This is a genomic window from Pseudomonas sp. KBN12P06040 (assembly GCF_037574965.1).
In the GTDB taxonomy this organism is placed as follows: Bacteria; Pseudomonadota; Gammaproteobacteria; order Pseudomonadales; family Pseudomonadaceae; genus Pseudomonas; species Pseudomonas aeruginosa.
Genome location: NZ_JBBELS010000001.1, coordinates 513,296 through 527,582, shown reverse-complemented (window position 1 = coordinate 527,582; position 14,287 = coordinate 513,296). Strand labels below are relative to the sequence as shown.

Genomic DNA, 14,287 nt, shown 5'->3' with positions numbered 1-14,287 from the left:
GGCACGCCCGCCTCGCCCGGATGGACAGCGGCGAGCGCTGCGCGGACGAGGCAGGACGGGCGACGGATGCAAATGCCCGGCGCGGCGGGCGTTCAGGATCAGGCGGGGGAAGCGCGCGGGTTGGCCGGCGGCCAGACGTACCGGGGCGGCACCGGCTCGCGCGTGGCGGGCGGGCGGAAACGCGCCTGGCGTCGCCGTTGCAAGCGCCAGGACCAGATCACCCCGAGCGCGACGAACAGCACCAGGGCGCTGCACATCGGGCAGCTCATCGGCAACTGGGGATTGACCGGTGCCGGATCGCCGGCGGACCCGTCGTCGGGATCCAGGGATAGCCATTGGCTGGCACCGGCGACGCAGAACAGCCCGACGCTGGCCTTCTGCCCCTTGTCGCTGCCCACTCCCAGCGCCTGCAGGTGCAGGACGCCGCAAGCCAGCGCGTTGACCAGCACGCAGGCACAGAGGGCGAAGCTCAGCCACTGCAGCAGCGGCGAGCAGGAGTTGGGAGCGATTCTCATGACCGCGCACTCTAGCATCCTGACCCGCAAATTCCCCGCGCTTCTGCGCTGCGGTGCATCGCCGCAGCCCGAGGACACGACGCACGGCGACGAGCGGCGTATCAGGGGTGACTTGGGAGTTTCATGTGGCGCCGCTATAATCGCCCGCTCAGGCGGCCCTTCGGGTCGCTCCCGCCTTCCGTTCGAGGGGCGCTGCAGCAGGCCTAGGCCTGTCAGGCTCGAACGGAGCGCGCTCTCAGGCCGGCCTCGCCGGTCTGTCAACGCACCAACGGCGCCCATTCGCAGACAACGAATGGAGAGTTACGCATGAGCGCTGTCATGACGCCCGCCGGTTTCACCGACTACAAGGTCGCCGACATCACCCTGGCCGCCTGGGGCCGCCGCGAGCTGATCATCGCCGAATCGGAAATGCCCGCACTGATGGGCCTGCGCCGCAAGTATGCCGGCCAGCAGCCGCTGAAAGGCGCGAAGATCCTCGGTTGCATCCACATGACCATCCAGACCGGCGTGCTGATCGAGACCCTGGTCGCGCTGGGCGCCGAAGTCCGCTGGTCGAGCTGCAACATCTTCTCCACCCAGGACCAGGCCGCCGCCGCCATCGCCGCAGCCGGCATCCCGGTGTTCGCCTGGAAGGGCGAGACCGAGGAAGAGTACGAATGGTGCATCGAGCAGACCATCCTCAAGGACGGCCAGCCGTGGGACGCCAACATGGTGCTGGACGACGGCGGTGACCTGACCGAGATCCTGCACAAGAAATACCCGCAGATGCTCGAGCGCATCCACGGCATCACCGAAGAGACCACCACCGGGGTCCACCGCCTGCTCGACATGCTCAAGAACGGCACCCTGAAAGTCCCGGCGATCAACGTCAACGACTCGGTGACCAAGAGCAAGAACGACAACAAGTACGGCTGCCGCCATAGCCTCAACGACGCCATCAAGCGCGGCACCGACCACCTGCTGTCGGGCAAGCAGGCCCTGGTGATCGGCTACGGCGACGTGGGCAAGGGCTCCTCGCAGTCGCTGCGCCAGGAAGGCATGATCGTCAAGGTCGCGGAAGTCGACCCGATCTGCGCCATGCAGGCCTGCATGGACGGCTTCGAAGTCGTCTCGCCGTACAAGAACGGCATCAACGACGGCACCGAGGCCAGCATCGACGCCGCGCTGCTGGGCAAGATCGACCTGATCGTCACCACCACCGGCAACGTCAACGTCTGCGACGCCAACATGCTCAAGGCGCTGAAGAGGCGCGCGGTGGTCTGCAACATCGGCCACTTCGACAACGAGATCGACACCGCCTTCATGCGCAAGAACTGGGCCTGGGAAGAGGTCAAGCCGCAGGTACACAAGATCCACCGCACCGGCAAGGACGGTTTCGACGCGCACAACGACGACTACCTGATCCTTCTCGCTGAGGGCCGCCTGGTCAACCTGGGCAACGCCACCGGCCATCCGAGCCGGATCATGGACGGTTCCTTCGCCAACCAGGTGCTGGCGCAGATCCACCTGTTCGAGCAGAAGTACGCCGACCTGCCGGCCGCCGAGAAGGCCAAGCGCCTGAGCGTCGAAGTGCTGCCGAAGAAGCTCGACGAGGAAGTGGCCCTGGAGATGGTCAAGGGCTTCGGCGGCGTGGTCACCCAGCTGACCCCGAAACAGGCCGAGTACATCGGCGTGAGCGTGGAAGGCCCGTTCAAGCCGGACACCTATCGCTACTAAGCGGACCACGGGGCAGGCGCCATGCGCCTGCCCCGTTCGCATGAGCGCTCCCACGATGTCCACGCACCTCGCCGATCGCTACAACCAGGCCTGGCTGTTCGCCGCCCGCGCCCACCGCAACCAGACCCTCAGCGGCTCGCCGCTGCCTTATCTGGTGCACCTGGGCATGGTCGCCAACGAGCTGCTGGCCGCCGATCGCGACGGTGCCATCGAACGGCTCGGGGAAACCCTGCAGGTCGCGGTCCTGCACGACACCCTGGAAGACACGGCGACCTCACCCGAGGAGCTGCGGCAACAGTTCGGCGAGTTCGTCTGTGCCGGCGTGCAGGCCCTGAGCAAGCGCGTCGGCGACGGCCCCAAGCGTTCCCTCGACGACTATCTCCAGGCGCTTGCCGAGGGCCCGGCGCAGTACGCCCTGGTCAAGCTGTGCGACCGCATCACCAACCTGCAGCCACCGCCGCAGACCTGGAACCAGGACAAGATCGCGAACTACCACCAGGAGTCGCAGCTGATCCTCGCTCGCCTCGGCCATGCCCACGCCGCGACGGCCCGACGCCTGCGGGAAAAAATCGAGCACTACCGCCAGTACTACTGAAGTACCCGGCGCTAGTCGGAATCAACAAGAAGAGGCGCGGCCGTGGTCGCGTCCAAGGAACCGATCATGAGTCAGAGCGAACGCCGTTTCAGCTTCGAGTTCTTCCCGGCGAAGACCGAGGCCGGCCATGAAAAGCTGTTGGCCACCGCCCGCAACCTGGCGGGCTACAAGCCCGACTTCTTCTCCTGCACCTACGGCGCCGGCGGATCCACCCGCGACCGCACGTTGAGTACCGTGCTGCAACTGGACGGCGAGGTGAAAGTGCCGACCGCGCCCCACCTGTCCTGTGTCGGCGACTCGAAAGCCGAGTTGCGCGAACTGCTCGGCCGCTACCGCGAGGCCGGCATCCGCCGCATCGTCGCCCTGCGCGGCGACCTGCCGTCGGGCATGGGCATGGCCAGCGGCGAACTGCGCTACGCCAACGAACTGGTGGACTTCATCCGCACCGAGACCGGCGACCACTTCCACATCGAGGTCGCCGCCTATCCGGAAGTCCACCCCCAGGCGCGCAGCTTCGAGGATGACCTGGCGAACTTCGTGCGCAAGGTGAAGGCCGGCGCCAGCAGCGCCATCACCCAGTACTTCTTCAACGCCGATGCCTATTTCTACTTCGTCGAGCGGGTCGCCAAGCTCGGCGTGGACATCCCGGTGGTCCCCGGCATCATGCCGATCACCAACTACTCCAAGCTGGCGCGCTTCTCCGACGCCTGCGGCGCCGAACTGCCGCGCTGGATCCGCAAGCAACTGGAAGCCTACGGCGACGACAGCCGCAGCATCCAGGCCTTCGGCGAGCAGGTCATCAGCGAGATGTGCGAACGCCTGCTGGAGGGCGGCGCACCGGGACTGCATTTCTATACTTTGAACCAGGCCGATCCGAGCCTGGCGATCTGGAAGAATCTCCAGCTGCCACGCTGATACCGCCCACGCGGTTCGGCCCGGCAGCGTATACCGGCAGGGAAGCCTCTCACGCGATCCACGACAGACATGGCCAACTCACGCAAGCATCTGATCTACCTGGTCTACGGGCGACAGACCTACCACCAGGAAGCCCTGTTCAGCATCGCCAGCGCCTTCGCCCACCTCCGCGACGGGGCGGCGCATGGCCTGACGGTCAGGGTCTATACCGACGACCCCAGTCCCTACGCCGGCCTGCCGGTGCAGGTCCGCGAAGTGACGGCCGAGGAGTTGGTCGCCTGGTGCCAACCGCACGGCTATCACTTCCGCGCCAAGCACGTGGCCCTGCGCGACGCCCTGGAAGACGCCGACCAGGCATTGCTGATCGACACCGATACCTTCTTCCACAGTTCGCCCCTGCGCCTGTTCGACCGCATCCAGCCCGGCAGCCTGCTGTGCAACGCGATCGGCGCGCGCTATGGCGAACACCGTAACTTCCCGCTCTACCGCGACCTCTCGCCCTACCTGTTCGAGCGCGGCTGGGCCGACGACGAGATGCACCAGCTCAACTCCGGCGTCATCGGCCTGCCTCGGGAAGAGGCGAAAATACTCGACCGTTCGTTGGAATTAATGGATGAACTCTATCCAATTGCCAACGGTGCCTATACTCTTGAGGAATTCGTCCTGGCCGTCGCCGCCCACAAGCGGCTGGAGCTGGTGGGTTGTACCGACCTGATCCACCATTACTGGAGCCGGAAACAGCTGTTCCGCGCGAAGATCCAGGCCTGGTTGTGCAAGCACGGTTCCTCCCTTCTCAGCGCTGCAGCCCTCGACGACACCCTCAAGGTGACCGATCGACTGCCACGCCCACCGCGTGCCAAGCGTCTGCTGTACAAGCTGGGAACCCTGCCGTTGCCGGCTCCGATGCGCCAGTTCAGTATCGAACTGCTCTACGGTTGCCACGAATATAGTAACGAGTTCGACCGGGCCTGCGGCCCCGTCTGGTGGGAGAAAGCCGCGACCAATGCCATCGAACGCTATCCGCAGGAACCGATTGCGGAACAAATCGAGGATTGGCTGAATCACAGCTTGCTGCGCAACCTCCTTGGCTCCCGGGCCAACGAGATCCGCCAGCATTTGCGCCAGCGTGACCTGCTCTGACCGCAGCCCTCCGTTGACGCTGCCCCCGGCCCCCCCACCCAGGGCCGGGAGCGAACCGGCCAGCGCCCCCGACCAGGTGCGCGGCCATGCCCGCGAGGGCACCCGTTCGACACCGGCCACCGAGCGCATACGCAGCGCCGCGGCCAGACCTTCCGCCCTGGCCGACAGGGCCCGAAGGTAGACAGGAGTTCGCAGAACTTGGTGATTTCACAGCAGCCGGCCTCGCCCCGGCCCATATAGGAAAACCCGCATGTCCTTTTCTTCCCTCGGACTCTCCGAGGCGCTTGCCCGCGCTGTGGAGGCTGCGGGCTACAGCCAGCCCACTCCCGTGCAACAGCGGGCGATTCCCGCCGTGTTGCAAGGTCGCGACCTGATGGTTGCGGCACAGACCGGCACCGGCAAGACCGGTGGTTTCGCCCTGCCGGTACTGGAGCGCCTGTTCCCCGCCGGTCATCCCGACCGCGAACACCGCCACGGCCCGCGCCAGGCGCGCGTGCTGGTACTGACCCCGACCCGTGAGCTGGCCGCCCAGGTGCATGACAGCTTCAAGGTCTACGCCCGCGACCTGCCGCTGAACAGCACCTGCATCTTCGGCGGGGTTGGCATGAACCCGCAGATCCAGGCCCTGGCCAAGGGCGTCGACGTACTCGTCGCCTGCCCCGGCCGCCTGCTCGACCTGGCCGGGCAGAACAAGGTCGACCTGTCCCACGTGGAAATCCTCGTCCTCGACGAAGCCGACCGCATGCTCGACATGGGCTTCATCCACGATGTGAAGAAGGTTCTCGCCAAGCTGCCGCCCAAGCGCCAGAACCTGCTGTTCTCGGCTACCTTCTCGAAAGACATCGTCGACCTCGCCAACAAGCTCCTGCACAACCCGGAACGCATCGAGGTAACGCCGCCGAACACCACGGTCGAGCGCATCGAGCAACGCGTGTTCCGCCTGCCGGCGCCGCAGAAGCGCGCCCTGCTGGCGCACCTGGTGACCGTCGGCGCCTGGGAACAGGTGCTGGTCTTCACCCGTACCAAGCACGGCGCCAACCGTCTCGCCGAGTACCTGACCAAGCACGGCCTGCCGGCCGCCGCGATCCATGGCAACAAGAGCCAGAACGCGCGGACCAAGGCGCTGGCCGACTTCAAGGCCAACGACGTGCGCATCCTGGTGGCGACCGACATCGCCGCCCGCGGCCTGGATATCGACCAGTTGCCCCATGTGGTCAACTACGAGTTGCCCAACGTCGAGGAAGACTACGTCCACCGCATCGGCCGTACCGGCCGCGCCGGACGCAGCGGCGAGGCGATCTCGCTGGTGGCGCCGGACGAAGAGAAGCTGCTCAAGGCCATCGAGAAGATGACCAGACAGCGTATTCCCGATGGCGATGCCCAGGGCTTCGACCCCGAGGCCGTGCTGCCCGAGGTAGCCCAGCCGGAGCCCCGCGAGGCGCCGCAGAAGCAGCCGCGCCGCGACAAGGAACGGCGCAGCAGCCGCGAGCGCAAGCCGAAAGACGCCCAGGCGAGCAACCCCGACAGCAATGTCGCTGCGGCCCAGGACGGTACCGAGAAGCCGGCCGGCAAGCGCCGCCGTCGTGGTGGCAAGAACAAGGAAAACCGCGAGGCCGGCCAAGCGCAGCAGCCGCGGCAGAGCCGCGAAGCGCGTCCGGCCAAGCCCAATCGGCCGCCGGAAGTCGACGGTAATCGCGATCCGGAAGAGTTCCTCGACGACGACTTCGACAATTTCGGCAACCGCGCCGACTACGTCAGCCCCTACCAGGGTCAGGAAAACAAGGGACGCGGACGCCGCGGTGGCCAGCAGAAACCCCAGGGCGGCACCGGCCAGCAGGGTCGTGGCCAAGGCCAGGGCCAAGCTCGCGGCAAGAGCCAGGGCGCCGCTCAAGGCGGCGCTCGCGGTCAGGGTGCCGGCCAGGGCAAGGCGAAGAAACCGCGCGCCAGCAAGCCGCGCGGCCAGGGTCGCGAGAATGCCTCGCGGATGAGCGACGCGCCGCTGCGCGAGCCGTCCGAGTACGGCACCGGCAAGCAGCCGAGCCGCCAGCCGGTGGTGATCAACAAGCGCGACCTGGTGCGCATGGATCGCTTCCCCACCGCCGAGCAGCTCGACGAGCTGGAACCGCGGCGCAAGGGCGAGCGCCCCGCACTGCTGACCCGCAACCGCTAAGGCCGAGCGGGTCCGTGACGCGGACCCGCCGACTTCCGCGAGGATAAAAAAACGCCGACCCTAGGGTCGGCGTTCTTGCATGGCGCGGAAGGCGATCAGGCCTGCGGATCTTCCTTCTTCGCGGTCTGCTGCTGGGTCACGGTCTGCTGGTTCCAGCCGCCGCCGAGGGCCTTGTACAGGTTGACCTCGCTGGTCAGCTGATTGAGGCGGTCGGTGATCAGTTGCTGCTGCGCGGTGAACAGCGAGCGTTGCGCGTCGAGCAGGGTCAGGTAGTTGTCCACCCCCGTGCGGTAGCGCTTGTCGGCAAGCTGGTAGTACTCGTCGCTGGCCTTGACCAGATCGCGCTGCGCCTGCAACTGCTCGGTGAAGGTACCGCGCGCGGCCAGGCCGTCGGCGACTTCCTGGAAGGCGGTCTGGATCGCCTTCTCGTACTGCGCGACGTTGATGTCCTTCTGGATCTTCGCGTAGTCCAGGCTGGCACGCAGGCTGCCGGCGGTGAAGATCGGCAGGTTGATCGACGGCTGGAACAACCAGGAACCCGAACCGGCGTCGAACAGGCCGGACAGCTGGCGGCTCATGGTGCCGGCGTTGGCGGTCAGGCTGATGCTCGGGAAGAACGCCGCGCGCGCGGCGCCGATGCTGGCGTTGGCGGCCATGAGCTGGTGCTCGGCCTCGAGGATGTCCGGGCGCCGTTGCAGCAGGTCCGACGGCAGGCCCGCCGGCACTTCGGTCAGCAGGGTCTGGTCCAGGCCCAGGCCTTGCGGCAGGTTCGCCGGGATCCCGGAACCCAGCAGCAGGACCAGCGCATTCTGGTCCTGGGCTACCAGGCGGGTGTACTGCGCCAGGGTCGCGCGGGCACCTTCCACGGCGGTCTGCGCCTGGCGCAGGTCGAGCGCGGAGGCGACGCCGACGTCGTAGCTGCGCTGGGTCAGGTCGAAACTCTTCTGGTAGGTGCCCAGGGTGTCCTTGGTCAGTTGCAACTGCGCCTGGTCGGCCTTCAGCGTCAGGTAGGCGGTCGCCACGCTGGCCACCAGGGTGGTCTGCGCGCTGCGCTGCGCCTGTTCGGTCGCCAGGTACTGCTCCAGGGCCTGGTCGCGCAGGCTGCGCAGGCGGCCGAAGAGATCGAGTTCCCAGGCGGTAGTGCCCAGGGTCACCCCGTACTGGCTGGAAATCGCCGGACTGCCGGTGGTCGACAGGTCGCCCGGCAAACGCTGGCGGGTGCCGCTACCGTCCACGCCGATCCGCGGGAACAGGTCGGCCCGCTGGATGCGGTACTGCGCCCGGAAGGCCTCGACGTTCAACGCGGCGACCCGCAGGTCGCGGTTGTTTTCCAGCGCCACGCCGATCAGTTGCTGCAACTGCGGGTCGCGGAAGAACTCGCGCCAGCCGATGTCGGCGGCCGGAACGGCCGCCGCGCCGGTGTTCTGCCCGTAGGCCTGCCCTTGCGGGTAGGCCGCGGCTACCGGCGCCTCGGGGCGCTGGTAGTCGGGAATCAGCGAGCAGCCGGACAGAACGACAGCGGCTACCGCCAGAGAAAGGAAGGACCTTTTCATATCATTGCCCCTTTTCGGCCTCAGCCTGCTGCTTGGACGCCTCGTCCTTGAACAGCGTGCTGACCGCCACGTAGAACAGCGGTACCCAGAAGATCGCCAGGACGGTCGCAGTGACCATGCCGCCGATCACGCCGGTACCGATCGCATGCTGGCTGCCCGAGCCGGCGCCGGTGGAGATCGCCAGCGGAACCACACCGAGGATGAACGCCAGGGAGGTCATCACGATCGGCCGCAGACGCATGCGGCAGGCCTCGATGGCCGCCTCGACGATGCCCTTGCCCTGCTCGTGCAGCTCCTTGGCGAACTCCACGATGAGAATGGCGTTCTTCGCCGACAGGCCGATGGTCGTCAACAGGCCCACCTGGAAGAACACGTCGTTGGACAGGCCGCGCATGGACGTCGCCAGCAGCGCGCCGATCACGCCCAACGGCACCACCAGCATCACCGAGAACGGAATCGACCAGCTTTCGTACAGGGCCGCCAGGCAGAGGAACACCACCAGCAGCGACAGCGCATACAGCGCCGGCGCCTGCGAGCCGGACAAGCGCTCCTCGTAGGACAGGCCGGTCCAGGAGTAGCCAACGCCTTTCGGCAATTGCTTGACGATCTCCTCGACCGCCGCCATGGCGTCACCGGAACTCAGGCCGGGCGCCGGCTCGCCGAGGATCTCCATCGCCGGCACGCCATTGTAGCGCTCCAGCTTCGGCGAACCGTATTCCCACTTGCCGGTGGCGAAGGCGTTGAACGGCACCATCTCGCCCTTGTCGTTGCGCACGTACCACTTGCTCAGGTCGTCCGGGTTCATCCGCGCGTCCGGCCTGCCCTGCAGGTAGACCCGCTTGACCCGGCCACGGTCGATGAAGTCGTTGACGTAGCTGGAACCCCAGGCGATGGACACGGTGCTGTTGATGTCGGCGAGGGACACGCCGAGGGCGCTGGCCTTCTCGTCGTCGATCTCCAGCTTGTACTGCGGTTCGTCGCTCATGCCGTTGGGGCGCACGCGTTGCAGCGCCGGGTTCTGCGCGGCGAGCATGAGGAACTTGTTGCGCGCCTGGAGCAGGACCTCGTGGCCGACGCCCGCCTGGTCCTGGAGGAACAGGTCGAAGCCGGTGGCGTTACCCAGTTCCAGTACCGACGGCGGCGCGAAGGCGAACACCATCGCGTCCTTGAAGCTGAAGAAGTGCATCTGCGCGCGCTTGGCCAGCTCGAACACGCTGTTCTCGCCACCGGGACGCTCTTCCCAGGGCTTGAGCATGATGAACGCCATGCCCGAACTCTGGCCGCGGCCGGCGAAGTTGAAGCCGGTCACGGTGAACACCGAGCTGACCGAAGAGCTTTCCTTCTCCAGCAGGTATTCGCGCATCGAGTCCACCACCACCTGGGTACGCTCGGCGCTGGAGCCCGGCGGGGTCTGTACCTGGGCGAACAGTACGCCCTGGTCCTCGTCGGGGAGGAACGCGGTGGGAATGCGGGTGAACATCCAGATCATCCCGGCCACGATCACCACGTAGATCAGCAGGTACGGCGCGCGATGCTTGAGGATCGACGCCACGCCCCGCTCGTAGCCGTGGGTGGTGGAAAGGAACATCCGGTTGAACCAGCCGAAGAAGCCGCCCTTGTGCTCGCCATGGTCGCCTTTCTCGATCGGCTTGAGCATGGTCGCGCAGAGCGCCGGGGTGAGGATCAGCGCCACGATCACCGAGAGGGCCATGGCCGACACGATGGTGATGGAGAACTGCCGGTAGATCACCCCGGTGGAGCCGCCGAAGAACGCCATCGGCAGGAATACCGCCGAGAGCACCATGGCGATACCGACCAGCGCGCCCTGGATCTGGCCCATGGACTTGCGCGCCGCCTCCCTTGGCGACAGGCCTTCCTCGGCCATCACCCGCTCGACGTTCTCCACCACCACGATGGCGTCGTCCACCAGCAAGCCGATGGCCAGCACCATGCCGAACATGGTCAGGGTGTTGATCGAGAAGCCGAACGCGGCGAGCACGCCGAAGGTCCCCAGCAGCACCACCGGTACGGCGATGGTCGGGATCAGCGTGGCGCGGAAGTTCTGCAGGAACAGGTACATCACCAGGAACACGAGGAGGATCGCCTCGCCGAGGGTCTTCACTACCTCATGGATCGAGGCCGAGACCACCGGGGTGGTGTCGTACGGGTAGACCACCTTCATGCCCTGCGGCATGAACGGTTCCAGGTTGGCGATGGTCTGGCGGATCGCCTTGGCGGTATCCAGCGCGTTGGCGCCGGTGGCCAGCTTGATCGCGATACCGGACGCCGGGCTGCCGTTGAACTGCGCGTTGATGCTGTAGTCCTGGCCGCCCAGGCCGACATCGGCGACGTCCTTCAGGCGCACCTGGGAACCGTCGGGATTGACCTTGAGCAGGATGTTCTCGAATTGCTCCGCGGTCTGCAGGCGGGTCTTGCCGATGATGGTGGCGTTGAGCTGCTGGCCCTTGACCGCCGGCAAGCCGCCGAGCTGGCCGGAGGAAATCTGCACGTTCTGCGCCTGGATCGCGCTGCTCACGTCGCCGGGGGTCAGCTGGTAGCTGTTCAGCTTGGCCGGGTCGAGCCAGATGCGCATCGAGTACTGCGAGCCGAACACCTGGAAGTCACCGACGCCCTTGGTCCGCGAGAGCGGGTCCTGGATGTTGGAAACGATGTAGTTCGACAGGTCTTCCTTGGTCATGCTGCCGTCGGTGGAAACCACACCGACCACCATGAGGAAGTTCTTCACCGCCTTGGTCACCCGGATCCCCTGGCGCTGCACTTCCTGCGGCAGCAGCGGGGTGGCCAGTTGCAGCTTGTTCTGCACCTGAACCTGGGCGATGTCGGGGTCGGTGCCCTGTTCGAAGGTCACGGTGATGGTCATGCTGCCGTCGGAGTTACTCTCCGAGGAGATGTAGCGCAGATTGTCGATCCCGTTCATCTGCTGTTCGATCACCTGGACCACGGTGTCCTGCACCGTCTCGGCCGAGGCGCCCGGGTAGCTCACCTGCACGGCGATGGCCGGCGGGGCGATGGCCGGGTACTGGTTGACCGGCAGACTGAGGATCGACAGGCCGCCCGCGAGCATGATCACCAAGGCGATCACCCACGCGAAAATGGGCCTATCAATGAAAAACTTCGACATTACGAATCCCCTTGATCAGCCCTTGCTGTCGGTTTTCGCCGGAGCGGCGTCGGCCTTCTGCGCGGACGCGACATTCTTCGCCGGCACGGTCTTCACCTCGACACCCGGCTGCACGAACTGCAGGCCTTCGGTAATGATCTTGTCGCCGGCGTTCAGGCCTTCGGTAACCAACCACTTGTCGCCGATCACCCGGTCGGCCTTGATCACCCGCAGCTCGACCTTGTTCTGCGCGTTCACCACCAGCGCGGTAGCCTGGCCCTTGAGGTCGCGGGTCACGCCTTGCTGCGGAGCGAGGATGGCCTTCTGCTTGACGCCTTCCTGCAACTGCGCGTGAACGAACATGCCGGGCAGCAGCTCGTTGTTCGGGTTGGGGAACACGGCGCGGATGGTGACCGAGCCGGTGCCTTCGTCGACGGAAACCTCGGAGAATTCGAGGCGGCCTTCCAGCGGGTATTGGCTACCGTCCTCCAGCTTCAGGGAGACCTTCGCAGCGTTGTCGCCGGCGCGCTCCAGCTGGCCGCTGGCCAGTTCGCGGCGCAGGCGCAGCAGGGCGGTGGACGGCTGGGTGACGTCGACGTAGATCGGGTCGAGCTGTTGCACGGTGGCCATCGCGTTGGCCTGGCCGTTGGTCACCAGGGCGCCTTCGGTCACCGCGGAACGGCCGATGCGGCCGGAGATCGGCGACAGCACCTTGGTGTAGCGCAGGTTGATCCGCGCCTGTTCCACCGCCGCCTTGGACTGCAGGTAGGCGGCATTGGCGTCGGCGTACTGCTGCTTGGCTCACGGCCTGGTCGGCGACCAGCAGCTTGTAGCGCTGGGCCTGCTCCTGGGTCGAGGCCAGGTTGGCCTGGGCGCTCTGGTAGTCGGCCTCGTAGGTGGCGGGGTCGATCTGGTAGAGCTGCTGCCCGGCCTTGACGTCGCTGCCTTCCTTGAACAGGCGCTTGAGGATGATGCCGTTCACCTGGGGACGCACCTCGGCGATGCGGAACGCATTGGTCCGGCCCGGCAGCTCGGTATTCAGGGTCACCGTCTGCGCTTCCAGGGTCACGATTCCGACCTCCGGCGTTTGCGCCGGCGGCGGCGCCTCGCTTTTTCCGCACCCGGAAAGGGCCGAAATCGCGACCAGCAGGGCCGGAACCAGTACACGCATGGCTGGCGTTCGTTGCATAGCGTTGTCCTCATGAGCGAAAGCGGCCGATGCAGCGTGAAGGCGCTGCACCGGCTCGAAGAAGGCAGGCAAAATACTTACATTCATAGGTGTTTGTAAACGTCCGAAAGCCTCGCGTGAAAACACCTGAAACGTTTTAGCTCGATGGCCGGTTATCCACCCGGCGCCATGGCCCATATTCAGAACCTGAAACAAGGTTGATAAGGTCAACTAAAATAAGCAAAATAGTTGACTGGATCAACCACATTTACATTAGGTTTACTCGGCCAAACCAATGAACTACCCCGTGAATCCCGACCTGATGCCCGCGCTGATGGCGGTCTTCCAGCATGTGCGGACGCGCATCCAGAGCGAGCTCGATTGCCAGCGACTCGACCTGACCCCGCCCGACGTCCATGTATTGAAGCTTATCGACGAACAACGCGGGCTGAACCTGCAGGACCTGGGACGCCAGATGTGCCGCGACAAGGCACTGATCACCCGGAAGATCCGCGAGTTGGAGGGAAGAAACCTGGTCCGCCGCGAGCGCAACCCCAGCGACCAGCGCAGCTTCCAGCTCTTCCTCACCGACGAGGGGCTGGCCATCCACCAGCATGCGGAAGCCATCATGTCACGCGTGCATGACGAGTTGTTTGCCCCGCTCACCCCGGAGGAACAAGCCACCCTGGTGCATCTCCTCGACCAATGCCTGGCCGCGCAACCGCTTGAGGATATTTAAGAACATTCTTTTCGAAGCACAATGAAAAACGCCGGCGATCGCCGGCGTTTTTCGTTTCAGGTATCCGCTTACTGGCGAATGCCTTCGACGGAGAGCAGCAGCTCGACTTCCTGGGATGCCGGGCCGAGGTCCATCTTGATGCCGAAGTCTTTCAGCTTCAGGGTGGCGCTGCCTTCGAAGCCGGCACGGTAGCCGCCCCACGGGTCGTCGCCCTGGCCGATCAGCTTGGCCTTGATGGTGACCGGCTTGGTCACGCCGTTCAGGGTCAGGTTGCCGGTGATGTCGGCGCTGTCGCCGTTGGCCTTCACTTCGGTGGATTCGAAGGTAGCGGTCGGGTTCTTGCTGACGTTGAGGAAATCACCGCTGCGCAGGTGCTTGTCACGCTCGGCATGGTTGGTGTCCACGCTGTTGGTGTTGATGGTCACCTTGACCTTGTCGGCCGACGGGTTCTTCTCGTCGAAGGTGAAGCTGCCGTCGAAGTCGTTGAAGCGGCCGTACAGCCAGCTATAGCCCAGGTGCTTGATGCGGAACTCGATGAAGGCGTGCTGGCCTTCCTTGTCGATCTTGTAGTCCGCGGCCATTGCCTGGCCGGCGGTGAACAGTGCGGAGCCGAGCGCCAGCGCGGCAAGGGTCTTCTTCAGCATGGACATTCTCC

Annotated in this window: 10 protein-coding genes, 1 pseudogene and 1 riboswitch; of the genes and pseudogenes, 6 read left to right on the top strand and 5 right to left on the bottom strand. The window is 65.6% G+C overall.

The genetic code is table 11. From position 1 onward, the window contains the following. Positions 1-98: 98 nt before the first annotated feature. Positions 99-515 carry a DUF2946 domain-containing protein gene (locus VQ067_RS02435; protein ID WP_169311258.1) on the bottom strand — a complete coding sequence of 139 codons (417 nt, stop codon included), beginning with the start codon at positions 513-515 and terminating at the stop codon, positions 99-101. 178 nt (positions 516-693) lie between these two features. Then, positions 694-799: riboswitch (S-adenosyl-L-homocysteine riboswitch) on the top strand. A 22-nt stretch (positions 800-821) separates the two neighbouring features. Here VQ067_RS02435 and ahcY point away from each other — a divergent pair. The 5 genes from ahcY to VQ067_RS02410 all read left to right on the top strand — a co-directional run bounded on the left by ahcY (position 822) and on the right by VQ067_RS02410 (position 7,051). After that, positions 822-2,231 carry an adenosylhomocysteinase gene (gene ahcY / locus VQ067_RS02430; RefSeq protein ID WP_033990527.1) on the top strand — a complete coding sequence of 470 codons (1,410 nt, stop codon included), beginning with the start codon at positions 822-824 and terminating at the stop codon, positions 2,229-2,231. A gap of 40 nt (positions 2,232-2,271) precedes the next feature. Continuing rightward, positions 2,272-2,826 carry an HD domain-containing protein gene (locus VQ067_RS02425; protein WP_052150375.1) on the top strand — a complete coding sequence of 185 codons (555 nt, stop codon included), beginning with the start codon at positions 2,272-2,274 and terminating at the stop codon, positions 2,824-2,826. Between the two features lie 66 nt (positions 2,827-2,892). Continuing rightward, positions 2,893-3,741 (top strand): methylenetetrahydrofolate reductase [NAD(P)H], encoded by an 849-nt coding sequence (gene metF, locus VQ067_RS02420; protein ID WP_003084639.1) that lies wholly within the window; start codon positions 2,893-2,895, stop codon positions 3,739-3,741. Positions 3,742-3,810: 69 nt separating this feature from the next. Then, positions 3,811-4,881, top strand: a complete 1,071-nt coding sequence (locus tag VQ067_RS02415; protein WP_003084637.1) for a hypothetical protein — start codon at positions 3,811-3,813, stop codon at positions 4,879-4,881. Positions 4,882-5,131: 250 nt separating this feature from the next. Next, the gene (locus VQ067_RS02410) at positions 5,132-7,051 is read left to right on the top strand and encodes a DEAD/DEAH box helicase (protein ID WP_003084635.1); all 1,920 of its coding nucleotides are present in this window, start codon (positions 5,132-5,134) and stop codon (positions 7,049-7,051) included. A 95-nt stretch (positions 7,052-7,146) separates the two neighbouring features. Here VQ067_RS02410 and oprM read toward each other — a convergent pair whose 3' ends face one another. The 3 genes and pseudogenes from oprM to mexA form a co-directional block, all read right to left on the bottom strand. Continuing rightward, entirely contained in the window at positions 7,147-8,604 is a 1,458-nt protein-coding gene (gene oprM, locus VQ067_RS02405) for a multidrug efflux RND transporter outer membrane channel subunit OprM (RefSeq protein WP_003084633.1), read from the bottom strand. A 1-nt stretch (position 8,605) separates the two neighbouring features. Next, the gene (gene mexB, locus VQ067_RS02400; RefSeq protein ID WP_003109724.1) at positions 8,606-11,746 is read right to left on the bottom strand and encodes a multidrug efflux RND transporter permease subunit MexB; all 3,141 of its coding nucleotides are present in this window, start codon (positions 11,744-11,746) and stop codon (positions 8,606-8,608) included. 15 nt (positions 11,747-11,761) lie between these two features. Then, positions 11,762-12,914, bottom strand: a pseudogene (gene mexA / locus VQ067_RS02395) (multidrug efflux RND transporter periplasmic adaptor subunit MexA). A gap of 274 nt (positions 12,915-13,188) precedes the next feature. On the opposite strand from mexA, the gene mexR reads away from it, so the two are divergent. Further along, a complete protein-coding gene (mexR, locus tag VQ067_RS02390) occupies positions 13,189-13,632 on the top strand; it encodes a MarR family transcriptional repressor MexR (protein WP_004365054.1) in 444 nt (147 codons plus the stop codon). Between the two features lie 68 nt (positions 13,633-13,700). Here mexR and VQ067_RS02385 read toward each other — a convergent pair whose 3' ends face one another. Continuing rightward, entirely contained in the window at positions 13,701-14,276 is a 576-nt protein-coding gene (locus VQ067_RS02385) for a YceI family protein (protein WP_003084626.1), read from the bottom strand. Positions 14,277-14,287: the final 11 nt, after the last annotated feature.

What these genes read in the sequence shown, in the direction of transcription:
- mexB (WP_003109724.1), bottom strand. Translation starts at nt 11,746, where the DNA reads ATGTCGAAGTTTTTCATTGATAGGCCCATTTTCGCGTGGGTGATCGCC.
- oprM (WP_003084633.1), bottom strand. Translation starts at nt 8,604, where the DNA reads ATGAAAAGGTCCTTCCTTTCTCTGGCGGTAGCCGCTGTCGTTCTGTCC.
- VQ067_RS02425 (WP_052150375.1), top strand. Translation starts at nt 2,272, where the DNA reads ATGAGCGCTCCCACGATGTCCACGCACCTCGCCGATCGCTACAACCAG.
- VQ067_RS02435 (WP_169311258.1), bottom strand. Translation starts at nt 515, where the DNA reads ATGAGAATCGCTCCCAACTCCTGCTCGCCGCTGCTGCAGTGGCTGAGC.
- VQ067_RS02385 (WP_003084626.1), bottom strand. Translation starts at nt 14,276, where the DNA reads ATGCTGAAGAAGACCCTTGCCGCGCTGGCGCTCGGCTCCGCACTGTTC.
- VQ067_RS02415 (WP_003084637.1), top strand. Translation starts at nt 3,811, where the DNA reads ATGGCCAACTCACGCAAGCATCTGATCTACCTGGTCTACGGGCGACAG.
- metF (WP_003084639.1), top strand. Translation starts at nt 2,893, where the DNA reads ATGAGTCAGAGCGAACGCCGTTTCAGCTTCGAGTTCTTCCCGGCGAAG.
- mexR (WP_004365054.1), top strand. Translation starts at nt 13,189, where the DNA reads ATGAACTACCCCGTGAATCCCGACCTGATGCCCGCGCTGATGGCGGTC.
- VQ067_RS02410 (WP_003084635.1), top strand. Translation starts at nt 5,132, where the DNA reads ATGTCCTTTTCTTCCCTCGGACTCTCCGAGGCGCTTGCCCGCGCTGTG.
- ahcY (WP_033990527.1), top strand. Translation starts at nt 822, where the DNA reads ATGAGCGCTGTCATGACGCCCGCCGGTTTCACCGACTACAAGGTCGCC.